The sequence below is a fragment of the Stenotrophomonas sp. S49 genome (assembly GCF_016624905.1).
In the GTDB taxonomy this organism is placed as follows: Bacteria; Pseudomonadota; Gammaproteobacteria; order Xanthomonadales; family Xanthomonadaceae; genus Stenotrophomonas.
On sequence record NZ_JACVUD010000067.1, the window covers coordinates 1 to 24,284 of the forward strand.

Genomic DNA, 24,284 nt, shown 5'->3' on the forward strand with positions numbered 1-24,284 from the left:
CGGTAGAGTCGAGCTTGCTCGACTCTACCGGGACTGCGGCGGTCAAGAACGTAGAGTCGAGCTTGCTCGACTGCTCTTGATCTACCCACGCAGGCAGTCGAGCAAGCTCGACTCTACCGCCCGGCGCCGTTTTCGGCGATGCTCGGGGGCAAAGGGGGATCGCGCATGGACAGCAGGGAACCGGAACCGGCCTATGGCGATGTGCCGCGGCTGCAGGATATCGAGGTCGTGGCCGTTGCCGCGCGGGAACCACCGACCGACTGGTCGATGCTGCCGCTGACCCGTGGCGACGATGATTCCCTGGTGATGCGGGCCCTGCGGCGCATGCGCCGCGAACCGGCGCTGCTGTTCACCGTGGCCTATCTGCTGGTGTCACTGCTGGGCCTGTGGTGCAGTTTCTGGTTCTACCAGGGCTTTGAACTGTCGATCCTGGATTACATGCAGCCCAGCGACTTCCTGGTGGCCGGCATGCGCGACCCCGCCTACGTGCTGTTGCTGCTGCTGGGCGTGTTGCTGGTGCTGCTGGTCAGCTGGCCCGACACCCTGCGCGCGCGCAACGCGGCCAAGCTGCAGACGCTGCGCCAGCGCAGCATGCTGTGGCGGGTGGTGCTGTCGCGCTCGGTGCTGACCAGCTGGGATGGACTGGGGCTGCGCGCACTCACCGCAATGACCTTGAGTGTGGCCGGGTTCATGGCCGTCGGCGCAGCGAACTATGTGATGGTGCGCGGCGAGCAGATCCGCAACCATGGGCGCGGCGAAGTCGTGCAGTTGCAGCTCAATGGCGATGCGGCACCGTTGCCGGGCACCGCGCGTCTGCTCGGGTCCAGCAGCGCCTTCCTGTTCGTCTGGTGGCCACAGCAGCGGCGCGCCGAAGCGATTCCGATCGCAGCCGTGCGCAAGCTGCAGGCGCTGCCGGTGGCGGTGCGCACGCCGGCGCCGACCCCACCCGCGCCGGGGGCGCCACGTTGACCGGCCCGGTGCCGCCCTGCCTGGTGATGCTGCCGGGGCTGGATGGCACCGGCCACCTGTCGGTTGCGTTCCTGGCCGCCGTACGCGCGCACGGTGTGCCCACCCGCGCGCTGGCTTTGCCCGCCACCGGACCGCAGGACTACGCCAGCCTGCTGCAGCTGCTGCGCCCGCAGCTGCCCAGCCAGCCGTTCGTGTTGCTGGGTGAATCCTTCGCCGGCCCGTTGGCCATGCAGTTGGCGGCCGAGGCGCCGCCCGCGCTGCGCGGACTGGCGCTGTGCACCACCTTCGCGCGCCGGCCGTTGCCGGTTCCAGCTGCAGGTGCAGCGTTGCTCGCGCCCGCCTGGCCACTGCCGGCGTGGCCGATGCCACCGTTGCTGCTGCTGTCGCGGCTCTTGCTGGGGCGCTGGCGCAGCCGGCAGACCGTGCGTGAGCTGCGCCTGGCGCTGGCCCAGGTGCCAGCAGCCACGCTGCGCCAGCGTGCTGCCGCCACCCTGCGCGTGGATGCGCGACAGGCGCTGCCGCGCATCGCAGTGCCCACGTTGTGCCTGCAGGCCCGCCAGGACCGACTGCTGTGGCCGCCCAGCGTGGCCGAACTGCAGGCACTGCTGCCGGACGCGCGCCATGTTGCCCTGGAAGGACCGCACCTGCTGCTGCAGGCGCGCACCGACGCGGCCGCCACCGTGGTGTCCAGTTGGGTGAAGGCCCTGCCGGGCTGACGCACCTTTCGCTAACGGTGGTCCTTTCGCCCACTGCCACTGCGCTTGCCACCGCCGTCCTGCTTGTTCACGGTGGCCCAGGCAATACGCTCGGCCGTGCTTTTGCTGGCGCCACGCTCGCGTTCGCTTTCTTCGATGTGCGCGGCCTGGCGCTTCTGCTTGTCGGTGTACGCGGATTTGTCACCCTGGGACATGTCGTTTCTCCGGGCAGGAAGATTCAGGCCAGCAGGCGCAGCTTGGGTTCGCGCGCCCATTGGCGGGTGGCCGCGACAGCCAGGAAGCCCTTGGCGTCCTCGGCCTCGACGATGCCGGCGTCATTGCCCACGCGCGCGGCCTTCAACAGGGCCTGGCCGCCCGCATCGCTGGCGATCGCCTTCAGATGGGCCCAGGCGTGGCTGACGAACTCCACCGCCGCCGCTTCCTTGACCAGTGCCTTGGCGGCGTCTGCGCTGAGCACCACCGCCACCGCATCGAACAGCACCGACGGCGTACCGGCCAACTGGCCGTCGGCGGCCTGCACCTTGCCATCGCTCAGGCGTGCGCCGCCTACCTTCGGCGCGACCAGCTTCACTTCGGCGCCGGCCTTCTGTGCGGCCTTGCGCAGGCTGCCGATCAACCCGGCGTCCGAGCCTTCGTCGAACAGGATACCGACGCAGCGCCCCTGCAGCGTGTCCTTGGTACGGCCGATGATGCGCACTTCGGGAACGGCGGGCATGTCGCGTGCCGGCGTTGCGGTCGGCGCAGGTTCGGGCAGGTCTGCCAGCGCCAGTCCGTCGGCCACGCGCTTGGCCAGCGACTCATCGATGTTGCGCAGGTGGCTGACGGTGCGCACGCGCACCTTCAGCGTTTCCACCTTCGACAGTTCAAACACCAGGGACGAGGCGAGGTGTGCCTGCTCGGGCTTTTCCAGGCTGCGGAAGAACGCGCGCGCCTGGCTGTAGTGGTCGGCGAAGCTTTCCGCGCGGGTGCGCCCCTTGCGTCCGTCGTCGGCCGTGGCGTGGCTGCGGAAACCAGCCTGCGTCTCGCGCGGGCTGTCGTCTTCCAGCGAACTGGGGTCATACGCCACACGCCCCTTCGGCACCTGCATCTGCATGTGTCCATCGCGCTGGTGGTTGGCGAAGGGGCACTTGGGCGCATTGACCGGAATCTGGTGGAAGTTCGGGCCACCCAGCCGGATCAGCTGCGTATCCAGGTACGAGAACAGCCGCCCCTGCAGCAGCGGGTCGTTGCTGAAGTCGATGCCCGGCGGCACGTTGGCCGGACAGAACGCCACCTGTTCGGTTTCGGCGAAGAAGTTGTCCGGCCAGCGGTCCAGCACCATCCTGCCGATCACCTGCAGCGGCACCAGCGATTCGGGAATGATCTTGGTCGGATCCAGGTGGTCGAACGGGAACGCTTCGGCCTCTTCTTCGCTGAACAGCTGCACGGCCAGTTCCCATTCGGGGAAGTCGCCGCGCTGGATGGCCTCGAACAGGTCGCGCCGGTGGAAGTCATTGTCGGCGGCCTGCAGCTTCACCGCTTCGTCCCATACCGTGGACTGGATGCCCAGTTTCGGTCGCCAGTGGAACTTGACGAAGGTGGAATCGCCAGCGTCGTTCAACAGGCGGAAGCTGTGCACGCCGAAGCCTTCGATCATGCGCAGCGACCGCGGAATGGCGCGATCGCTCATTGCCCACATGATCATGTGCATCGATTCGGGCATCAGCGAAATGAAATCCCAGAACGTATCGTGCGCGCTGCCGGCCTGCGGGTAGCCGCGGTCCGGCTCCATCTTCACCGCGTGCACCAGGTCGGGGAATTTCATCGCGTCCTGGATGAAGAACACCGGGATGTTGTTGCCGACCAGGTCCCAGTTGCCTTCCGGCGTGTAGAACTTCACCGCGAAGCCGCGCACATCGCGTGGGGTATCGACTGAGCCGGCACCGCCGGCCACGGTAGAGAAGCGGGTGAACACCGGCGTCTTGGTACCCACCTCGGTGAGCACGCGGGCGCGGGTGTACTTGCCCAGCGACGTGGTCAACTGGAAGTAGCCGTGGGCCGCAGTGCCGCGCGCATGCACGATGCGTTCGGGAATACGCTCATGGTCGAAGTGGGTGATCTTCTCGCGGAGGATGAAATCCTCCAGCAGGGTGGGGCCGCGCGGCCCTTGGCGCAGCGAATTCTGGTTGTCGGCCACCGGGATACCCTGGGCGGTGGTCATGGCCGGGTGCGTGCCACCGGCCTGCAGGTGCAGTTCATCACCCTCACCGCGCGGCGGGTTCTGGGTCTTCTGCGAAGGGGCGGTTGCGCGCTTGCCGGTGGGCTTGCTGGCGGCCATCAGGGTGTCTCCGGGGTACGAGGGGGCAGGGCATGACAGTCGCGCCCTGTCCGTTAACCCACGGTCCGCTGCGGGTGAACGTACGGGCAAAAGCCGGCTCGGGTATGCTTGCCGCATGCGAGTCGAGCCCACCGACATCGAAGCCCTGTTCGACGCCATTCCGGACGTGCTGTTCTTCATGAAGGACCGGCAGGGGCGCTACACCCACGTCAACCAGACCATGCTGCGGCGGCTGGGGCTGCGTGCGCGCAAGGACGTGATCGGGCGCACTGCCGCCGAGATCTATCCCACCGGCCTAAGCGCCGACTACGTGGACCAGGACGCGCGCGTGCTGGGCGGTGAAGTGATCGAGAATCTGATGGAACTGCACCTGTTCGCCAACCGCGAGCCGGGCTGGTGCCTGACCTGCAAGCGACCGCTGCTGGTGGAGGGGCAGATCCAGGGGCTGATCGGCATCTCCCGCGACCTGGGGCAGAAGGACAGCCTGGGCGCACAGTACGAACAGCTGCGGCTGGCGCTGGCGCATCTGAACGCGCACTACGCCGAAAACGTGCGCATGCAGACCCTGCTGGACATCACCGGCTTCTCGCTGTCCAAGCTCGAGCGCAGCTTCCGCAAGGTGTTCCAGATGACCCCGCAGCAGGTGCTGACCCGCCTGCGCATCCAGATGGCCATGCACCTGCTGCACGGCCAGGACAGCATTGCCTGCATCGGCCAGGCCTGTGGGTTCAGCGACCAGAGCGCGTTCACCCGCAAATTCAAGGCCGAAACCGGTTTTTCGCCGCGTGCCTACCGGGCCCGCATCGGCGAACCGCTGCCGGCCTGAGTGCCCTGCTGCACTGTGCCTATCCCGCCGGGTGGAGGACAATGTAAGGTGTCGCCCCTGTAGCCGCCGCCAGCCCTGCCGATGCCCGCCAACCCTTCTTCGACCGCTTCGTCCTCGCGCCTGGGCCATTCGCTCAAGCCGCGCCAGCTGATCATGATGGGCCTGGGCAGCGCGATCGGCGCCGGGCTGTTCCTGGGCTCCGGTGTAGGCGTGCAGGCGGCCGGGCCGGCGGTACTGGTGTCCTACCTGGTGGCCGGCGCGCTGGTGATCATCGTGATGAACGCCCTGGGCGAGATGGCCGCGGCCAAGCCGACCAGCGGTGCATTCTCGGTGTATGCCGCCGATGCCATGGGGGCTACCGCCGGTGCCACCGTGGGCTGGTTGTGGTGGGTGCAGCTGGTGATCGTGATCGCCGCCGAGGCGGTGGGCGCGGCCGGGCTGCTGGCCACCGTCTGGCCCGCAGTACCGGTACCGATGGCCGCGCTGGCCTTCATGCTGTTCTTCACCGCCATCAACCTGCTGGGGGTGAAGAACTTCGGCGAGTTCGAGTTCTGGTTTGCCATCCTGAAAGTCGCCGCGATCCTGGCCTTCATCGCCATCGGCATCGCCCTGCTGATGGGCTGGCTGCCGCAGGTCACCTCGCCGGGGCTGAGCAACTTCACCCAGCACGGGGGCTTCGCGCCCAAGGGCCTGGCCGGCATCGGTGCGGCGCTGCTGGTGGTGGTGTTCGCCTTTGGCGGCACCGAGATCGTGGCGGTGGCCGCCGCGGAAACCGAAGACCCCGAGCGCAGCATCGCCCGTGCCATCCGTACCGTGGCCTGGCGCATCCTGGTGTTCTACATCGGTTCGCTCAGCGTCATCATCGCGGTGGTGCCGTGGAACAGCGAGTCGCTGAAATCGCCGTTTGCCGCCGTGCTGCAGGTCGCCAACATTCCAGGCGCGGCCACGGCCATCACCCTGATCGCGGTCATTGCCCTGCTGTCGGCGCTCAATGCCAACCTGTACGGCGCCTCGCGCATGATCTTCTCGCTGGCCCAGCGCCGCGAAGCGCCGGCCGTGCTGGGTTGGACCGACCCGCGCCAGGTGCCGGTGATCGCCGTGCTGGCCAGCGTGCTGTTCGGCTTCGCCGCCACCATCATGGAACTGCTGTTCCCGGACAAGGTGCTGCCGGTGCTGCTGAACATCGTCGGCTCCACCTGCCTGCTGGTGTGGACGCTGTCGCTGGTCTCGCAGCTGGTGCTGCGCCGCCGCGCCGACCGCCTGGGCACGCGCCTGCCGTTCCGCATGGCCGGTTTCCCGTGGCTGACGGTGTGCGCGCTGGCCATCCTGGCGCTGATCTTCGGCCTGCTGCTCAGCGAAGCGCAGACCCGACTGCAGTTCCTGTCCATGGTGGCGCTGACGGCGACCATTGCGGCCGGCAGCGCGATCGCACGGCGCCTGCGCGAGGCCTGATCACCGCCTTCGGATGGAAACCGCCGGGCGTGGCCCGGCGCGATCGATACATGCTGCCTACATCTGCGGTGCGATCCTGATTGCCTGGGTCCTGAACGACCCGTCGAACAGGAGCACCGCATGCTGCGCAGCCGTCCTTTCCTGATGTTCACCGGCCAGGCCGAGGCCGCCCTGGCGCTGTACGCCGAAGCCTTCGCCGATTTCCGCCTGCTGGCCCTGCAGCGCCATCCCGAAGGCGCCGGCGCGGGCGTGCCGGGGCAGGTGCGGCAGGCGATCTTCCTGCTGGGTGGCACGCACTATCTGTGCTTCGACAGCCTGGACGTGCACGATTTCACCTTCAGCCCGTCGATATCCCTGTTCGTGGAATGTTCCGGTGCCGAGCAGTTCGAGCGCGCGGCGCGGGTGCTGGGCGAGGGCGGGCACTGGCTGATGCCGGTGGGCGATTACGATTTCAGCAACCGCTATGGCTGGGTGCAGGACCGCTTCGGCGTGTCGTGGCAGTTGAGCCTGGGGCAGATGCCAGACCCGTGATCGGTTCAGCCGCTGCGCTCGCCGGGCATGGCCCGGCGCTACCGCAAACGAAAACGGCCCGCTTGCGCGGGCCGTTTGTCGATCATGCTTCGACTTCGTCGTCCTTGTAGGCATCGACCGGGATGCAGGCGCACATCACGTTCTTGTCGCCGTACACGTTGTCCACGCGCGCCACCGGCGGCCAGTACTTCTGCAGCTTCAGGCTGGGCAGCGGGAAGGCGGCCAGTTCGCGCGGGTAAGCGTGGGTCCACTCGCTGGCCGTCACCGCGGTGGCGGTGTGCGGAGCGTTCTTCAGCGGGTTGTCCTCGCGGTCCAGGCGGCCGTCTTCGATCGCACGGATCTCCTCGCGGATCTGGATCATCGCGTCGATGAAGCGGTCCAGCTCGTGCAGCGATTCGCTTTCGGTCGGTTCGACCATCAGCGTGCCGGCCACCGGGAAGCTCAGGGTGGGGGCATGGAAGCCGAAGTCGATCAGCCGCTTGGCCACGTCTTCAGCGCCCACGCCGCTGGTCTTCTCCAGCGGGCGCACGTCCAGGATGCACTCGTGTGCCACCAGGCCGTTGCGGCCGGTGTACAGGGTCTTGAAGTGCGGGGCCAGGCGCTTGGCGATGTAGTTGGCGTTGAGCTGGGCCACCTGGGTGGCCTTGCGCAGGCCTTCGGTGCCCATCATGGCGATGTACATCCAGCTGATCGGCAGGATCGAGGCGCTGCCGAAGCTGGCCGCGCTGACCATGCCGACCGGGCCGTTGTCGCCCAGCTTGCCCGGCAGGAACGGGGCCAGGTGTTCCTTCACCGCACACGGGCCCACGCCCGGGCCACCGCCGCCGTGCGGAATGCAGAAGGTCTTGTGCAGGTTCAGGTGGGACACGTCCGAACCCCACTTGCCCGGCTTGGCCACGCCCACCAGGGCGTTCATGTTGGCGCCGTCGGTGTACACCTGGCCGCCGTGCTGGTGGATGATGTCGCAGATCTCGACCACTTCCTCCTCGAACACGCCGTGCGTGGACGGGTAGGTGATCATGATCGCGGCCAGGCGGTCGCTGTACTTCTCGGCGTTGACGCGGATGTCTTCGACATCGACGTTGCCGTTGGCATCGGTCTTGGTCACCACGACCTTCATGCCGCACATCTGCGCCGACGCCGGGTTGGTGCCGTGCGCCGAATCCGGAATCAGGCAGATGTCGCGGTGGCCTTCGCCGCGCGAGCGGTGGTAGGCGCGGATCGCCAGCAGGCCGGCGTACTCACCCTGCGCGCCGGAATTGGGCTGCAGGCTGACCGCATCGTAGCCGGTGCATTCCACCAGCATGGCTTCCAGCGATTCGATCAGTTCCTTGTAGCCCAGCGCCTGGTCGGCCGGCACCAGCGGATGGATCTGCGAGAACTCCGGCCAGGTGACCGGGATCATCTCGGCAGTGGCGTTGAGCTTCATGGTGCACGAACCCAGCGGGATCATCGTGCGGTCCATCGCCAGGTCCTTGTCAGCCAGCGAACGCAGGTAGCGCAGCAGTTCGTGCTCGCTGTGGTGGGTGTTGAACACCGGGTGGGTCAGGAACGCGGACTGGCGCAGCAGGCCGGCCGGCAGCGCGTCGGCGGTGCTGGCGTCCAGCGCTTCCACATCCAGGCCGGCACCGAACACGGCGGCCAGGGCCACGATGTCGGCGCGGGTGGTGGTCTCGTCCAGGCTGATGCCCACCGAGTCGCTGTCGATCGCGCGCAGGTTGTAGCCGGCGGCGCGCGCCTTGGCGTGGATCTCATCGGCGTGCACGCCGGTGATGTGCAGGGTGTCGAAGAAGTCGCCACCGACCTGCACGCCGGCAGTGCGCAGCGCTGCGGCCAGGATCGAGGCCAGGCGGTGGGTGCGGCGGGCGATGCGGGTCAGGCCATCCGGGCCGTGGTAGACGGCGTACATGGACGCCATCACCGCCAGCAGCACCTGCGCGGTGCAGATGTTGGAGGTGGCCTTCTCGCGGCGGATGTGCTGCTCGCGGGTCTGCAGGGTCAGGCGGTAGGCCGGGTTGCCCTGCGCATCGATCGACACGCCGATAAGGCGGCCCGGCATCGAGCGCTTGTAGGCATCGCGGCAGGCCATGAAGGCCGCATGCGGGCCACCGAAGCCGAACGGCACGCCGAAGCGCTGGCTGTTGCCGACCACGATGTCCGCGCCCCATTCGCCCGGGGCTGCCAGCAGGGTGAGCGCCAGCAGGTCGGTGGCCACGGCCACCAGGCCGCCACGCGCGTGCACGGCATCGACCAGCGCCTTGTAGTCGCCCACCTGGCCGAAGGTATCGGGGTACTGCAGCAGCAGGCCGAAGGCTTCGGCTTCCAGCGCTTCGGCCGGGGTGCCCACGCGCAGCACGATGCCCATCGGCTCGGCGCGCGTGCGCAGCAGTTCCAGGGTCTGCGGGTGCACGGCGTCGTGCACGAAGAAGGTGTCCGACTTCGACTTGGCCGAACGCTTGGCCAGGGTCATCGCTTCAGCGGCGGCGGTGGCTTCGTCCAGCAGCGAGGCGTTGGCGATCTCCATGCCGGTCAGGTCGGCGCACAGGGTCTGGAAGTTGATCAGCGCTTCCATGCGGCCCTGCGAGATTTCCGCCTGGTAGGGCGTGTAGGCGGTGTACCAGGCCGGGTTTTCCAGGATGTTGCGCAGGATCACGTTCGGCGTGTGGGTGCCGTAGTAGCCCTGGCCGATGAAGCTGCGCAGCACGGTGTTCTTGTCGGCGATCGCACGGATCTTGGCCAGTGCCTGCACTTCGGTGATCGATTCGGGCAGGGCCAGCGGCGCGGGCGACTTGATCTTCGCCGGCACGATGGCATCGGTCATCGCATCCAGCGTGGCGTGGCCGACCACGTCGAGCATCTGCGCGATCTCGGCGTCGTTGGGGCCGATGTGGCGTTCAACGAACGCGCTGTGGTGCTCGAGCTCACGCAGGGAGGGGGTGTTCTGGGACATGGCGAAGGATCCGTCAGGGAAGGGCACACGCACGGGCACAAGCCGCCGGTCGGCGGTCTGCGGGGCGCCCCTCTGTCCTTTTGCCTGAGAGTTTAGAAGCGCGGAAAACCGCAGCTTCGTGCCCCTTCGGCGCCGGATCGAACCGGTCTCTCCAGAGTTGTGTTACGGGTGGTATCGGGCCTGAGCGATTACGGGCGTTGCGCCTTCGGCAGCGGTGTTCCGCTTCTCCCACCGTGTTGCCCGCCGATTATAGCCGGTTGCCGGGCCGGCGCAGTGGGTCGCGGCCGCGTTGACGGGGCTGAATGGACGATGGCCCTGACCGTTACCGGCCGCGTTCATCCATGGCGCCGGCAGGCCGGGGCGCCTATCATGGACGGACTCTCGTATTCATCTGGCGCCGTCCCTGCCACGGGGAAGCGGCGCCTGCCGTGCATGCTGCGCACGGCCCTGCCGGACGCCCGCCGATGACCGCCGCTGTTGCACCCTCCACCCGTCGCATGGCCCTGCTGCTGGCCGGCCTGGCCATGTTCGGGCCGTTCTCCATCGACACCATCTTCCCGGCCTTCCCGCAGCTGGCCCAGCGCCTGGCCGTGGATGAAGTGGCGGTGCAGCAGACCATCAGCGTGTACCTGCTGTTCTACGGCCTGATGAGCCTGGCCCACGGCCCGCTGTCCGACGCCTGGGGGCGCAAGCGGGTGATCCTGGGCGGTCTGGTGGTGTTCGTCGGCGCCTCGGTGGGCTGCGCGCTGTCCACCGATCTGAGCACCCTGCTGGTGTTCCGCGCCGTGCAGGGCCTGTCGGCCGGCGTGGGCATGATCGTCGGCCGCGCGGTCATCCGCGATCTGTACCACGGCCATGACGCGCAGCGGCTGATGAGCCAGGTGTCCATGCTGTTCGGCATCGCCCCGGCCATCGCACCGATCATCGGCGGCTGGATCCTGCTCAGCGGCGCCGGCTGGCCGCTCATCTTCTGGTTCCTGGTGGTGTTCTCGCTGCTGCTGCTGGTGGCCACGGCACGTTTCCTGCCCGAAACCCACCCCGTGGAGGCCCGCGTACCGCTGTCACCGCGCGGCCTGCTGCGCGACTACGTGCGCATAGGCTTCAACCCGCGCTTCCTGCGGCTGGCGCTGGCCGGCAGCATCAACTTCGGTGGCATTTTCCTGTACATCGCCTCGGCGCCGGTGTTCGTGATGCAGCACCTGCACCTGGGCGAAGGCGGCTTTGCCTGGTTGTTCATTCCCACCATCGGCGGCATGACCCTGGGCTCGTTCCTGTCCGGGCGCATGGCCGGGCGGACCCTGCCGACCCGCCAGATCAGCATCGGTTTCACCCTGTGCGCGCTGTCGGCGCTGCTGAACATCGGTTACGTGGCGCTGGCGCCGCAGCTGGCCCTGCCCTGGGCGGTGCTGCCGATCTTCCTGGGCGGCACCGGCATGGCGCTGATCTTCCCGATCCTAGCCCTGGCAGTGCTGGACATGTACCCGCACCAGCGTGGCCTGGCCTCGTCGCTGCAGGCCTTCGTGCAGCTGATGATCAGCACCGTGGTGGCCGGCGTGGTCTCGCCGCTGCTCAGTGCCAGCCCCCTGCATCTGGCCCTGGGCCAGGCCGGTTTCTTCGCCGTCGGCTTCGTGTTCTGGTACTGGGAACACCTGCGCCAGCGCGCCCTGCAGGCCCCTGTACAGGAGCAGCCGCCGCTGGCGTGAAGCGGCGCGGCGGCCGGGCTGGGTTATTCTTGCGCCCCCTTGTTGTTCGATACGACCCCCATGTCCACCACGTCCAAGATCCGCCGCGACCAGCGTCGCCGCCAGGAAAAGCAGGCTGCCAACAAGGCGGCGGCCACCGCTTCGCCGGTCGAACCGCACGCCGAACTGCGCGATCCGCAGCGTGCCCTGCTGGCCGGCGTGGTCCGCCGCGATGGCGAATGGGTGCTGGGCATGGATGGCCGCATTGCCGGCCAGACCCACAGCGCTGCGCACGTGCTGGCCATGATCATGCAGGCCGGCGAGCTGCACGAGCGCAATGGCACGCCGGTGCGCCTGATCTATTCCGATGCGCTGCGCGATGCGGCGCAGGCCGAAGTGCAGGAGAAGGGGCAGACCTTCGACGAGTTCAAGGCCGAGCTGGCCGCGGTGATGGCGGCGAAGAAGGGCAGCTGATCGTGCATTGCGGTAGCGCCGGGCCATGCCCGGCGAGCGCGGCGGTGCGAGGAAAAGCCGCCGGGCATGGCCCGGCGCTACCGGAATGAAAGGGGCGGATCCTCGCAGATCCGCCCCTTTCCGTTTTACTTCGCCGGTGCCGCGCTGGCCTGCCAGCCGCACATCTGGCCTTCGTTCTGCTGCTTCAGCCACTCGTTGACCGGGGTGAAGTACTCGATCATCGGGCCGGCGTCGAGCTTGTCGCTGCCGGTCAGCTCCTTCAGCGTGGCCTGCCACGGCTGGCTGGCACCCTTGCTCAGCATCGCCCAGTACTTCTGCCCGGCTTCCTTGTTGCCGTAGAAGGTGCACTCATGCAGCGGACCCTTGTAGCCGGCCGCATCGCACAGGCCCTTGTAGAACTGGAACTGCAGGATGCGGGCCAGGAAGTAGCGGGTGTACGGGGTGTTGCCCGGCACGTGGTACTTGGCGCCCGGATCGAAGAACTCCTCGCCGCGCGCGCTGGCCGGGGCCACGCCCTGGTACTTGGCCTTCAGGTCCCACCAGGCCTTGTTGTAGTTGTCCGGGGTGATCGAACCGTCGAACACGCCCCAGCGCCAGCGGTCGATCATCAGGCCGAACGGCAGGAACGAAACGCCCGACAGCGCCATGCGCATCTGGTTGTTGATCACCGCTTCGCGGCTTTCGGTCGGGGCATCGACCAGGCCGATCGAGCTGAGGTACTTGGGCGTCATCGCCAGCACGATGGTGTCGCCGATCGCTTCATGGAAGCCATCGTTGGCACCGCCCTGGAACAGCGGCGGCAGCGGGTTGTAGGCCAGGTCGTAATAGATGTGGCCCAGCTCGTGGTAGATGGTGGTGAAGTTTTCTTCGTTGGGCTTGATGCACATCTTGGTGCGCACATCGCCTTCCATGTTCATGTCCCAGGCGCTGGCGTGGCAGACCACGTCGCGGTCGTCGGGCTTGATGAACTGGGTCTTGTCCCAGTACGACTGCGGCAGCGAAGGCATGCCCAGCGAGACATAGAAGTCCTGGGCGCGTTCGGTCATCTGCCGTGCGGTGCGCAGCTCGGCTTCACGCTGTGCCTTGTAGCGCGCCGTCACATCGGCGTCCTTGCCGGCCTTGTCCAGCGCCGCGCTCAGGTTGGTCTGGTACTGCTTTTCCAGCGCGGCGGTGATGTCCAGGCTGCCGGCACCGGGGTAGGGTTCCAGCTGGTCCCACAGGTTCGACCAGTCCTGCTGCCACATGTTGCCCAGCAGGTGCGCGGCGATCAGGCCGTTGCCCACTTCGGCCTTGTCCTTGCCATAGGTCTTGTCCAGCTTGCCGCGGGTGTAGCAGTGCAGCTGCTCGTACATCGGCTTGACCTGTTCCCACAGGCGGTCGGTTTCCGGCCCGATCTGCTCAGGCGGCATGTCGTAGCCGCTACGCCACATCTGCCCGGCATCGCTGAAGCCCATGCCCTTGGCGCCTTCGTTCACCAGGCTGACGAACTGCTGGTAGTCGCCGCGCATGCCCTTGGTGGTGCTGTGCCAGCCCTGCCAGGCGTCCAGCTGCTTGTCATAGTCGCGGCTGCGCGACAGCACCTGTTCCAGGTCGCCCAGCTGGCGGCAGGAGGCCGGATCGTTGGCGTCGGTGCAGTACTTGCCGGCGCCGTAGCTGCCTTCCATGCGGGTGGCGATCTGGGTCAGCTGGGCCAGCTTGGCGGCATCGCGCGGCGCCGGCATCGACGACATCAGCTTCAGCAGGTGGATGGCGCGCTTGCTGTCTTCGCTCATCGGCTGGCCTTCGAACTTGGCGGCCTGTTCGATCCAGCTGTTGAGCTGGGTCAGCGAGCGTTCGTTGGCCTTGGCGGCGATGCGTTCTGAATCGCTGTTGATGTAGGTAGAGGACAGCCACTGCGCCGAGGTCATCTCGGGGTAGGCGGCCTTGTATTCAGCGTTGATGCGGGCAACGAACTGGTCGGCGGTTTCCCCGGCCGGCGCGCTGGGGGCGGCGGCTTCAGAACCGGGGGTAGCTTCCTTCTTGCAGGCAACCAGGGCCAGCGTGGCGGCGGCGATTGCCGAGGCCAGCAGCAGATGGCGGTGTTTCACGGGTAATCCTTGGGTGGTGAACGACGGCCGAAGGCTAGTGGGCGGCCGCAGCCACCGCAAGTGGCAAAGGTCCGGCAGGGCTGCGCCCTGCACCCGCTCAATGCAACGGCAACGGCAACGGCAACGGCAACGTCAAAAGCTGGGTATCCGTGGGGTGGCGGGGCGGTGTCGGATTGCGGGGACGCCGCAAGTACCCCTCCGAGGCCCGGCCCAGCCGCTGGCGGCTGTGCGTTCGGACGCTTGCGAAGCAGTGCTTCGCAAGCAAAGCGCCCTCACCCATGTAGGCTTGGCCGCGGCAGCCATGCCGCGGACACCCCGCAATCCGACACCGCCCCACCTCTGACAGTTGGCCGGTGGTCGGTAGATCCACGCCATGCGTGGATGAAATCTGTCGGATATTGAAATGAATCTGGGGTCAGAGCCCGTTGCGCAGCAACGGGATCCGACCCCGTCATTCCGGCAGGTCGCTGGAAACTGTCGAAGGCGGGGTGGGTCCGGTCGAGGGGGCGTGAGCCGCATGGATGCGGCGACCGAGCTTGCGTGGACGTACTTGCAGCGTCCCCCTCGACCGGACCCACCCCGCCAACCCTCAGCACACCCGCTTTTGACGTTGACGTTGATGTTGACGTTGACGTTGACGTTGACTCTGCAGGTGCAGGGCTGCAAGCCCTGCCACAAACGCCCCTACCGTGCGCAGTTGGCGAACACGTCGCGGTCGCGTTCGTACAGTGCGGTCTTCACCTGCATCAGCCCCAGCACCGAGGGGAACAGGTTGTCGTGGTCGGTGTAGGCCGCCGCGCGCTTGCGCACGCACTGCAGATCCAAGCCACGGCTGTGCGCGAAGCCCGGTGAGAACCACATCGTCATCGGTACCCGGGTCTGCTCGGCCGGCGCGATGGCGTAGGGCACGCCATGCAGGAACAAGCCCTTTTCGCCCAGTGATTCGCCATGGTCGGACAGGTAGATCATCGCCGTGTCGTAGTCTTCCAGCCCCTGCAGCGTGCCGATCGTCCGGGCCAGGAAATGATCGGTGTAGAGCACTGCATTGTCGTAGCTGTTGGTGATCTGTTCGCGGCTGCACTGGCCGATGTCGCGGGTGTCGCACGTGGGGGTGAATCGACGGAACGCGGCAGGATAACGCTCGAAATACGCCGGCCCATGGTTGCCCAGCTGGTGCAGCACCACTACCCGGTCGCCGGGCTTGGCGCGCACCTGCGTGGCCAGGTCCTGCAGCAGGATCTCATCCATGCAGCGGCCATCCGCGCACAGCCCAGGCGTGGTCGCATCGGCCAGCGACTGGAACTGCAGACCTTCGCATACGCCCTTGCAGCCCGATTGGTTGTCACGCCACAGCGGGGTGATGCCGGCGCGGTTCAGTACGTGCAGCAGCGACTGGTGCGCGCGGATCTTCTTCTCGTCGTAGTCGTGCCGGCCCCAGGGCGAGTACATGCACGGCAGCGAGACTTCGGTGCTGGTGCCGCACGAGTGCATGTCGGGGAAATTGATCACCGGCGCCTGGGCCAGCTCGGGCGTGGTGTTGCGGCCGCCGTTGAGGCCCCAGTCCTGCGCACGCAGTGTTTCCCCCATTACGATCACCAGCAGCCGCGGCTTGCTGGTCGGCGCGCGCGGGGTGGCCATGGCGTCGGTGCCGATCGGCAGCTTCGGCGCGCGCTGCACCGGGTTGTCGCTGCGCAGTGCGCGCGGCAGGCCCAGCATCACGTTGGCCGGCGTGGCCAGGTAGCGCACCTCGCGCTGGTTGCGCATCAGTGCCGACACATCCTGGAACGACAACAGCGCACCACCCAGCGCGGTCGCCGCTGCCAGCAGCAGGAAGCCCGCGCGCCACAGCAGCGTGCGGCCCCAGCTTCGCCTGCGCAGCTGCACGCGCCACAGCAGCAGCATCGGTACGGCCGCCAGCCACAGCAGCGGCCACAGCAGCGAGGCGGTCATCAGCTCCCGGCTTTCCTTCGGGTCGGTGGCCAGTACGTTGCGCAGCATGTCCGCATCCAGATAGATGTGGTAGCGCCCCATGTAGTGCGCGGCGAACGCGGTGACCAGCAACAGCAGGCTGACCATCACCTTGGCGTTCCAGCGCCACACCAGCAACCCCAGCAGCAGGCCATGCGCGCCCAGCAGCAACAGCAGCAGCGAAAGTGCATAGCGCAGGCTGCCGGGGTGGCTGGCCATCGCGCTGTGCCAGAACAGCCCGTTGCCTGCGACGGCGAAGAACAGGCTGGCCAGCGCGATCAGCGCTTCGGTGGACAGCAGCGGCCGCCACTGCAGCAGCGATGCCAGCGCGGGAAGGCGCGGCGAGCGTTCAACCGATGCGTTCATGCCTGTGCCTCCTGGCGGCGCGGCCGCGCCAGCCAGCGCTGCACGCCCAGGAAAAGCCCGAGCGACAACAGCCAGCACAGCAGCGCGGTGGCGACATCGTGCGAAAGGAAGTGCGCACCGCGCAGTTGCTGGCTGACGCCGAACACCAGCCCGGCGGCCAGGCCGATGCCCAGCCCCGCCCAGCGCCAGCTGGGGCGCCAGAGCAGGGCGAAAAAGTACAGGCACAGCCATGCATAGCCGGCACTGGCGTGCCCGGCCGGGAAGCAGGCACGCGCCGGCATGCCCTGCGGGCGGTGATCGAACAGACCCACGAAGGCATCGTGGCCGCCATAGCGCAGCAGGTCCCACGGGCAGTCCATGGGCACCAGCGCCTTCAGCAGCGATACCAGCCCGGTGCCCAGTGCGACGGCAGCCACCACGTACAGCAGCGCCCAGCGCAGCGTGCGGTCACGCCCGCGCCGCCAGTGGTGGAAGCACAGCAGGATGGCGACCAGGGCGGCCAGGGTGCTCAGCCACTTGCCGCCCTGGTGCACCAGGGTGCCGGTCAGCCACGCGTGCTGAAAGGCCCAGTGCCCGCCCTGCAGTTGGTACAGGTGATCGGCCAGCCACTGGTCCCCGCCGAAGCCCATCAGCAGGGCGAACGCTGGAATGCCAATGACCAACGGCAGCCACAGGTGGGTCAGCGCGAAGCGTGAGCCCAGCCGGGATGGGGCAATCACGAGTGCGGGGGCAAGAGGATGTGCGGGCATGCGGACCGGTGCCGTGGCGGGAATCGCGGCCATGCTGGTCAGCAACGTGTCGGAGAAGGGTCGGACCGGTGTTGGCGACGGGTTAATCTGCCGGCGCCGGCCGCGATCCGTTCAGTATTCCTCCTGCGACATCCCGACCGTTGCCGCATGGCAATCCACGTTCCAGGCCGTACCTGGCAGCAGCAACCAGTGATTGCGGTTGGCCACGCCAATATCGACCACCTGCGCGCGGTCCACGCAGGGGCTCATGGCCTGGTCCAGCACCAGTACCCAGCGTGTGTGCGGGGCTTGCGCCAGCCACGGCCCCGCGTAGTGCCACTGCTCGTCCCAAGGGCGCTTGAAGCCGAACTCCTGCACCGGCCGATCGGCCTGCAACAGGTTCTGCTCCCGCCAGGCAACCATCGCCAGTTCGGCATCGGGCCCGATCCGCTGGCCAACCCGTTGCATCACCGCCGAAGCCGAGGCGAAGGGATCCAGCGCCGGCATCAGCAGGCCGCCGTACAGCAGCCACAGCAGGCCGTGGCTGAGCAGCACCAACAGACCTGCGCGGCGCACCCGCAGCCACACGGCCAGCGTTGCCACGGCGATGGCGAAGCTCAACAGCCCTTGTCCCAGCACCGGCAGCAACGTCTCGGGCATCGCCCGTCGTGCCAGTTGTGCCTGCGCCCATGCGCTGTCGCTCATCAGCAGCACGCCCAGCGTACCGGTGCACAGCATCAGCGCGGCGCTGTAACCGAACAGGTAACGCCGCACCCACAAAAGGCGCAGCAGGCCCGGCAGCAGTGGCGCAACCGCCAGCGCCAGCGCTGGCAGCATGGGAAGCACATAGACCTCACGCTTGCCGGGGCTGGCGCTGAAGAACACCAGGACCAGCACCGCCCATCCCAGCAGCAGCCAATGGCGCAGGTCGCCGCGGCGCAGGCGCCGCCACCACGGCCGCAGCAGCCAGGGCAACAGCAGGCTGCCGGGCAGCCACAGCGTGGCCATCACCTGCAGGTAGTACCAGACCGGTTGCCGGTGGTGCCACGCGTTGGCGTAGCGCGTGCCGGTCTGTTTGAAGAGAAGCTCATGCGCATAGGCCTGAAGGGCGGCGCTGGGCTCATGCAGCAGGGCCCAGCCCAGCGGCGCCAGCCATACGGCCGTGCCCAGCAGGAAGGCCGGCAGCAACCACAGCAGGGTGGCAGGGTGCGGGCCGTCCACGGCCCGACCCAGGTGCCGCTGGTACATCCGCCAGCCGAGCCAGGGCAGCACGATCAGCAGCGGCAGGAAGCCCACGCCCTTGGTCACCGTGCCGACGCCGGCGGCGACCCCGGCCAGTAACAACGCGGGCAGGTTGCGGCGTTCGCACAGATGGCGAAGCACGCCCCACAGGGCGAGCGTGGTCATGCCCACCAGCACCATGTCGATCTGCGCGCGCTTGGCCATCAGGCCGAACTGCAGGGTGCAGAACAGCGCGGCCACGGCGAACAGCGCATGCCGGGGCGACCACAGGCGCCGCGCCAGGTCCGCCACCAGCCACAGCGTCAGCAGCGCAGCCAGCAGCGAAGGCAGCAGGAACGACCACTGCCAGCTTCCCACCAGCTGGTGCGCGGCCGCCTGCAACCACATGAACACCGGGGGTTTTTCCGCATACAATTCGACCCCGCGATGGGGCAGCAGCCACTGCCCGCTTTCAACCATGCTGCGGGCCGCCAGTACGAAGCGCGGTTCATCCGGCGGCTGCGGCTGGCGCAGCCCCAAACCAGCCGCAAGGGCAACGGCAACCAGCAGCCACAGCAGGGGTTGCAGCCAACGGCGGGGCAGGGCGTCGGGCACGGCAGGCTCCGGGGCAAAACCCACAGGCTGCGCTTGGCGGCGTGGGAAACCTGTCGGAAGGGCGCCATCCCGACCGCTTTCCGACACGGGCACGGCTACCATGGGGCCAGTTCCCGTGGATCCGCTACGCATGCGCCTGTTGGTGATCGAAGACAACCGTCAGCTGGTGGCCAATCTGTTCGACTACTTCGAGTCGCGCGGGCACGTGCTGGATGTGGCCCCCGATGGCATCACCGGGCTGCACCTGGCCGGCAGCCATCCCTACGATGCGGTCATCCTGGACTGGATGCTGCCGCGCATGGAGGGTCCGGAAGTGCTGCGCCGTCTGCGCAGCGAGCACGGTTCGGAAGTGCCGGTCATCATGCTGACCGCCCGCGATGAACTGCCCGACAAGATCGCCGGCTTCCGCGCCGGCGCCGACGACTACCTCACCAAGCCCTTCGCCCTGCCGGAACTGGAGGTGCGGCTGGAGGCGCTGCTGCTGCGGGCCCAGGGCCGCAATCCACGCAAGCGCCTGCAGGTGGCCGATCTGGTGCTGGACCTGGCCACCCTGGAAGCGCAGCGTGGTGGACAGGCGCTGCACCTGTACCCGGCGTGCCGCAAGCTGCTGGAAGTGCTGATGCGCGCCAGCCCCGGTGCGGTAACGCGGCAGCAACTGGAATTCGCCCTGTGGGGCGATGAACCGCCCGATGGGGACCTGCTGCGCTCGCACGTGTATGAGCTGCGCCGCAGCGTGGACGGTCCCTTCGCCGACAAGCTGATCCACACCTTGCCGCGGGTCGGCTACCGCCTGGCCGCCAGCCCGGCTGCAGAGGAGGACAGCAATGCCGCGCGCGCGTAAGCCTGGCCCGCTCTACCGCCGCGTGGTGTGGTGGCTGCTGGGCTACCTGGCTCTGCTGTCGCTGGCGGTGTTCAGCGTTGGCAACTATGTGCACGAGCATGCCGAACATGCCGCCTGGCGTGCGCTGCTCAATTCCGAACTGGACAGCATCCTGGAACACACCCGGCATGAGCCGGACTATCACTGGCAGGATTCGGACACGCTGAGCCTGTACCGGTTCGGCCAGCCCGACCTGCCCGAGAGCGTGCGCACGCTGCATCCCGGCCTGCACGACGGCGTGCTGATCGACGACCGCGAAACGGCCGTCATGGTGCGCGATACGCCCACCCTGGGCCGTGTGGCGCTGGCGCTGGACATCACCGATTTCCACGACCTGGAACAGTTCGCCACGCGCTGGGTGATGCTGGCCGGCATCATCATGATCTTCGTTACCGTGATGATGGCCTCCTTCGGCATGGAGCGCATGGTGCGGCCGTTGAGCCTGCTGGCGCGCAACATCGGCGCGCTGCGCCCCGGGGAGCAGGGCCAGCGCATCGACGTGGATCCGCGTGGCAGCTCCGAGCTGCACACCATCGCCGATGCCTTGAACGATTACCTGGACCGCAATGAACAGTTCGTCGAGCGCGAACGGGTGTTCATCAGCACGGCCAGCCATGAACTGCGCACGCCGATTGCCGTAGTGACCGGCGCGGCCGAACTGGCACTGGAGCAGCCGGGCCTGCCCGAGCGCGCGCGTCAGCAGATGCAGCGGGTGCTGCGCACCGCGCAGGGCGTGGAGGAACTGATCGAACTGCTGCTGGTGCTGGCGCGCGACCCGGCACGGTTGAGCTCGCGTGCCGAGCGTATCGCGCTGGACCAGTTGCTGCCGGAGATCGTTGACGACCATCGCCACCTGCTGGGTGACAAGGACCTGAGCATCGGCATCCAGGCGGCGGCGGTGGATATCGTTGCGCCGCTGGCGGTGGTGCAGGCGGCCATCGGCAACCTGCTGCGCAACGCCATCGAGAACAGCGGGCGCGGCCACATCGCGCTGAGCCTGGACGCGCAGGCCGTGCTGACCCTGCAGGACCCGGGGCACGGCATGAGCCCGGAAGAAATCGCCGCGATCCATGCGCGGCTGGCCCGCGGTGAGCGCGCCGACCGCGGTGGCATCGGCCTGGAACTGATTGCCCGTCTCTGCGAGCACCTGGGCTGGACGCTGCAGTTCCAGCCCTGTGAACCTCGCGGCACCCGGGTCACGCTCGACTTCGCCGCATCGCGCCCGGCCTGATCCGAACGCGTGGTAGGCGCCAACCTTGGTTGGCACGCTGTGCGTCGACCAAGGTCGACGCCTACCAAATCAGATGGTCCCCCGACGTCCGGTCAACGCCAACCGGAGCAGACGGCCGCCGCGACGCCTGGTCGACGCCTACCGGCGCGGATTACCGCGTTTTCGGCCGCGCCACGTGCTGGTCGATCAGGATCACGTTGCCATCCGGGTCGGCCAGCTGCACATAGCCCGTTCCCTGGCCATCGGGGTCGGTGCGCACGGCCAGTTCGATCCCTTTGCCTTCAATGGCGGCCTGCAGCTCGCGCACGTCCTGGAAGTCGGCCAGTTCCTGCTTGTGCTGGTCCCAGCCGGGGTTGAAGGTCAGCAGGTTGCCTTCGAACATGCCCTGGAACAGCCCGATCACGATGCCGTCGTTGCGCAGCACCAGCCAGTGCTGGCTGGCATCGCCGCCGGTCACCGAAAACCCAAGCGCCTCGTAGAACGAGCGCGAGGCGGCCAGGTCCTTCACCGACAGGCTGACTGAAAAAGCTCCCAGTTGCATGGCACAGGCTCCGTTGAGGAAGGGCAGGGTGGCCGGCACTGCAGCATGACCCTGCGTGAAGAGGATGTTAACCTCGGGCCGTGCCGCACCGATGCGGCACTTCTTTTTTCCACGCCCTTTCGATCGACAGAGGATCCCATGCCGACCGAACCCGCTACCGCGCTGATCACCAGCGATATCGTAGGCCTTGGCCTGATTGCTGCCACCCTGGCCCTGATCTTCTGGGCCGCCAGTGGCCCCACCCCGTTGCTGAAGAAGATCTTCGCCTGGGTGCCGGCCCTGCTGCTGTGCTACTTCATTCCGGCCATCTACAACACCGTTGGGCTGATCGATGGCCACAACACCGCCCTGTACAACCCGATCGCCCGTGACGTGCTGCTGCCTGCGGCGCTGGTGCTGCTGACGCTGTCGATCGACCTGAAAGGCATCGCCAAGCTGGGCCCGAAGCTGATCCTGGTGTTCTGCGCCGGTACGGCCGGGGTCATGCTGGGTGCCATCGTGTCGTTCCAGGTGATGAAGTTCATCCATCCGGAAACCGTGGCCGGCGATACCTGGGCGGGCATGGCCGCGCTGGCGGGCAGCTGGATCGGTGGCGGCGCCAACATGGTGGCCATGCGCGAGATCTTCGGCACCGACGCCACCACCTTCGGCCAGTTCGCTGTGGTCGATGTGGCCTGCGCCAGCCTGTGGATGGCCATCCTGCTGTTCCTGGCCAACCGTGCGCAGCAGATCGATACCCGCAGCGGTGCCGATACCCGCGCCATCGATGAAATGAAGGCGCGTATCAGCGCCTATGAAGCGCAGAATTCGCGCATTCCCACCCTCACCGACCTGATGGTGATCGTGGGCGTGGCGCTGGGCGGGGTGGGGCTGGCGCATGCCATTGCCGCGCAGCTGGCCGCCTGGTTCAAGGCCAACGTCGGCTGGTCCAGCCAGTTCAGCCTGGACAGCCAGTTCGTGTGGGTGGTGCTGCTGTCCACCGCCTTCGGCCTGGGCCTGAGCTTCACCCGCGCACGACGCCTGGAATCGGCCGGTGCATCGCGCCTGGGCACCGTGTTCCTGTACTTCCTGATTGCCTGCATCGGCATGCAGATGGACCTGCTGTCGCTGTTGGATCGCCCCTGGCTGTTCGTCCTGGGCCTGATCTGGATGGCCACCCACGTGCTGGTGCTGTGGATCGTGGCACGCCTGGTGCGCGCACCGCTGTTCTTCTTCGGTGTCGGCTCGATGGGCAACATTGGCGCGGCCGCATCGGCGCCGGTGGTGGCCGCTGCGTTCCATCCGTCGCTGGCGCCGGTGGGCGTGCTGCTGGGCACGGTGGGCTATGCCACCGGCACCGGCTTGGCCTATGTCACTGGCTTGATCCTGAAGGCGATGGCGGGCGCGTAACCGGCCGGGGGAATGCGCAGGCCGCGCCTGACGCATTCCCCGGCAACCGCACGAACTGTGCGGTGCATACCGGAACCGATCCGGTGCGCTCCGTACCGTGGGCACTTCCGCTGGCAGCTGCCAGCCTCTGCCCAGGTATGACCATGACGAAAGAACGGATGTTTCGTGCGGCAGTACTGACCCTGGTGCTTGCCGCTGGCAGCGCCTTCGCGCAGGCACCGCTGGCGCCGCAGCGCGCAGATGTACAGGCGATCACCGAAAGCAGCGCGCGAGAGGTTGCCGCGTTGCTGGCCCAGCCGGGGTTTGCCGCCAGTGCGCGCGCCGCCCTGCAGTCAGGGCCGGAGCAGGGAGTCGCCCTGCAGCAGGTGATGGCCCGCTTCGATCCGCAGGCACGCACCCGCGCCAGCACGCTGCTGGCCACGCAGGACCAGCAGGTGCGCCAGCGCAAGGGTCTGGCCCAGCAGGGGCCGGGGCTGCTGCAGCTGCGGGCGTTCGTGCCTGCAGGTTCTTCGTTGGCTGCGGTCGCGCCGGAGCGATTGTGGGTGGCCAGCCTGCCGCGTGGCAACGACCGCGACTGGACCACGCTGACCGCCTACGACGCACAGGGCCGCGCGCACCTGCTCGATGCCCGGCAGGCGCCGGACGTGCCTGTGCTGATCGTGGACGTGGATACCCGCCGTGCAGTAAAGGAAGGCATGGCCCTGGTCAACGCGGGCCTGCGCGCGCGCGGGCTGCAGTCGCCCGAACGCATCACCCTGTCGGCCGACGGTGCCAGCGCGTCGCTGGACATCACCCGCCTGGACCGCATTCGTCTGAATGACGATCAGGAGCCGTGGGCACTGGGCGCGGCCGAAGTGTTCGCGGTCGTGTCAGGCCTGCAGGTCGACGCCACCGAACCGGAAATGATGACGGTGGACATGCCGTGGCTGGACCATGACCAGACCGACTACACGCCCCAGCAGCCGTTGGTGATCTGGGGCAACTACCGCTTCAACGCGGCCAATGTGCAGCTGTTTGAAGACGATGGCGATACCAACTACCAGGAACTGCTGGTCGCCCTCGCCACCGGCGTGAAGACGGCGCTGGGCGCCTTCGCTCCGGAATATGCGGTGATTGCCGATATCGCCGGGGCGATCCTCAAGGCCATGCCGACCTCGTGGTTTGCCAACGACATCGATTACCTGGACAGCTTCTACCTGCTGCAGCGCGGGCAGGGCTACACCGACCGCATGGGCGCGGCGAACAACGCCAAGGTCACCCTCACGCCCATCACCCTGGTGGACTAGGCCAGCAGGGCTTGCAGCCCTGCACCCGCTGTAGAGTCGAGCCATGCTCGACTGA

19 protein-coding genes and 1 riboswitch are annotated in these 24,284 nt (G+C 67.6%); of the genes, 11 read left to right on the forward strand and 8 right to left on the reverse strand.

Going from position 1 to position 24,284, the window contains the following annotated elements; all coding sequences use genetic code 11:
- Positions 1-165: 165 nt before the first annotated feature.
- Complete coding sequence (locus tag IAE58_RS14100; RefSeq protein WP_199933965.1) at positions 166-969, forward strand: hypothetical protein; 804 nt, start codon at positions 166-168, stop codon at positions 967-969.
- 26 nt (positions 970-995) lie between these two features.
- Positions 996-1,685 carry an alpha/beta hydrolase gene (locus tag IAE58_RS14105; protein ID WP_199933976.1) on the forward strand — a complete coding sequence of 230 codons (690 nt, stop codon included), beginning with the start codon at positions 996-998 and terminating at the stop codon, positions 1,683-1,685.
- An 11-nt stretch (positions 1,686-1,696) separates the two neighbouring features.
- Here IAE58_RS14105 and IAE58_RS14110 read toward each other — a convergent pair whose 3' ends face one another.
- Both IAE58_RS14110 and IAE58_RS14115 read right to left on the reverse strand, forming a co-directional pair.
- Positions 1,697-1,879: a hypothetical protein gene (locus IAE58_RS14110; protein ID WP_108753823.1), complete on the reverse strand. Its 183-nt coding sequence runs from the start codon at positions 1,877-1,879 to the stop codon at positions 1,697-1,699.
- Positions 1,880-1,902: 23 nt separating this feature from the next.
- Positions 1,903-3,885, reverse strand: coding sequence for a catalase (locus IAE58_RS14115; RefSeq protein ID WP_233614952.1), 1,983 nt, complete (start codon positions 3,883-3,885; stop codon positions 1,903-1,905).
- A gap of 232 nt (positions 3,886-4,117) precedes the next feature.
- Between IAE58_RS14115 and IAE58_RS14120 the strand changes: the two genes are divergently transcribed.
- The 3 genes from IAE58_RS14120 to IAE58_RS14130 all read left to right on the forward strand — a co-directional run bounded on the left by IAE58_RS14120 (position 4,118) and on the right by IAE58_RS14130 (position 6,811).
- Positions 4,118-4,828 (forward strand): AraC family transcriptional regulator, encoded by a 711-nt coding sequence (locus tag IAE58_RS14120; protein WP_108753821.1) that lies wholly within the window; start codon positions 4,118-4,120, stop codon positions 4,826-4,828.
- A 75-nt stretch (positions 4,829-4,903) separates the two neighbouring features.
- Entirely contained in the window at positions 4,904-6,280 is a 1,377-nt protein-coding gene (locus IAE58_RS14125; RefSeq protein ID WP_199913935.1) for an amino acid permease, read from the forward strand.
- Positions 6,281-6,400: 120 nt separating this feature from the next.
- Complete coding sequence (locus tag IAE58_RS14130; protein ID WP_005418291.1) at positions 6,401-6,811, forward strand: VOC family protein; 411 nt, start codon at positions 6,401-6,403, stop codon at positions 6,809-6,811.
- Positions 6,812-6,893: 82 nt separating this feature from the next.
- On the opposite strand, the gene gcvP is transcribed toward IAE58_RS14130, so the two are convergent.
- Positions 6,894-9,761: an aminomethyl-transferring glycine dehydrogenase gene (gene gcvP / locus IAE58_RS14135; RefSeq protein WP_199933967.1), complete on the reverse strand. Its 2,868-nt coding sequence runs from the start codon at positions 9,759-9,761 to the stop codon at positions 6,894-6,896.
- Positions 9,762-9,823: 62 nt separating this feature from the next.
- A riboswitch (glycine riboswitch) is annotated at positions 9,824-9,926 on the reverse strand.
- A gap of 299 nt (positions 9,927-10,225) precedes the next feature.
- On the opposite strand from gcvP, the gene IAE58_RS14140 reads away from it, so the two are divergent.
- Both IAE58_RS14140 and IAE58_RS14145 read left to right on the forward strand, forming a co-directional pair.
- Complete coding sequence (locus IAE58_RS14140) at positions 10,226-11,464, forward strand: multidrug effflux MFS transporter (protein WP_199933968.1); 1,239 nt, start codon at positions 10,226-10,228, stop codon at positions 11,462-11,464.
- Between the two features lie 60 nt (positions 11,465-11,524).
- Positions 11,525-11,917 carry a hypothetical protein gene (locus IAE58_RS14145; protein WP_108756881.1) on the forward strand — a complete coding sequence of 131 codons (393 nt, stop codon included), beginning with the start codon at positions 11,525-11,527 and terminating at the stop codon, positions 11,915-11,917.
- 125 nt (positions 11,918-12,042) lie between these two features.
- Here IAE58_RS14145 and IAE58_RS14150 read toward each other — a convergent pair whose 3' ends face one another.
- The 4 genes from IAE58_RS14150 to IAE58_RS14165 all read right to left on the reverse strand — a co-directional run bounded on the left by IAE58_RS14150 (position 12,043) and on the right by IAE58_RS14165 (position 18,902).
- Complete coding sequence (locus tag IAE58_RS14150) at positions 12,043-14,004, reverse strand: M2 family metallopeptidase (protein ID WP_108772050.1); 1,962 nt, start codon at positions 14,002-14,004, stop codon at positions 12,043-12,045.
- A gap of 684 nt (positions 14,005-14,688) precedes the next feature.
- Positions 14,689-16,338, reverse strand: a complete 1,650-nt coding sequence (locus IAE58_RS14155; protein WP_199933969.1) for a phosphoethanolamine--lipid A transferase — start codon at positions 16,336-16,338, stop codon at positions 14,689-14,691.
- Positions 16,335-17,087, reverse strand: coding sequence for a phosphatase PAP2 family protein (locus IAE58_RS14160; RefSeq protein WP_199933970.1), 753 nt, complete (start codon positions 17,085-17,087; stop codon positions 16,335-16,337). Before IAE58_RS14160 ends, IAE58_RS14155 begins: the two co-directional genes overlap by 4 nt.
- A gap of 111 nt (positions 17,088-17,198) precedes the next feature.
- Entirely contained in the window at positions 17,199-18,902 is a 1,704-nt protein-coding gene (locus IAE58_RS14165; protein WP_199933971.1) for a glycosyltransferase family 39 protein, read from the reverse strand.
- A 130-nt stretch (positions 18,903-19,032) separates the two neighbouring features.
- On the opposite strand from IAE58_RS14165, the gene IAE58_RS14170 reads away from it, so the two are divergent.
- On the forward strand, positions 19,033-19,743 hold the full coding sequence (locus IAE58_RS14170) for a response regulator transcription factor (protein WP_199933972.1): 711 nt from the start codon (positions 19,033-19,035) through the stop codon (positions 19,741-19,743).
- Positions 19,727-21,013, forward strand: a complete 1,287-nt coding sequence (locus tag IAE58_RS14175) for a HAMP domain-containing sensor histidine kinase (protein ID WP_199933973.1) — start codon at positions 19,727-19,729, stop codon at positions 21,011-21,013. The genes IAE58_RS14170 and IAE58_RS14175 overlap by 17 nt, the downstream gene beginning before the upstream one ends.
- Before the next feature lie 151 nt (positions 21,014-21,164).
- Here the strand turns inward: IAE58_RS14175 and IAE58_RS14180 are convergent, their stop codons facing one another.
- Positions 21,165-21,554 (reverse strand): VOC family protein, encoded by a 390-nt coding sequence (locus IAE58_RS14180; RefSeq protein WP_199933974.1) that lies wholly within the window; start codon positions 21,552-21,554, stop codon positions 21,165-21,167.
- 138 nt (positions 21,555-21,692) lie between these two features.
- Here IAE58_RS14180 and IAE58_RS14185 point away from each other — a divergent pair, with 138 nt between their 5' ends.
- On the forward strand, positions 21,693-22,943 hold the full coding sequence (locus tag IAE58_RS14185; RefSeq protein ID WP_108762624.1) for a DUF819 family protein: 1,251 nt from the start codon (positions 21,693-21,695) through the stop codon (positions 22,941-22,943).
- A gap of 143 nt (positions 22,944-23,086) precedes the next feature.
- Positions 23,087-24,229 carry a DUF3103 family protein gene (locus IAE58_RS14190; protein ID WP_199933975.1) on the forward strand — a complete coding sequence of 381 codons (1,143 nt, stop codon included), beginning with the start codon at positions 23,087-23,089 and terminating at the stop codon, positions 24,227-24,229.
- The last annotated feature ends 55 nt before the right edge of the window (positions 24,230-24,284 follow it).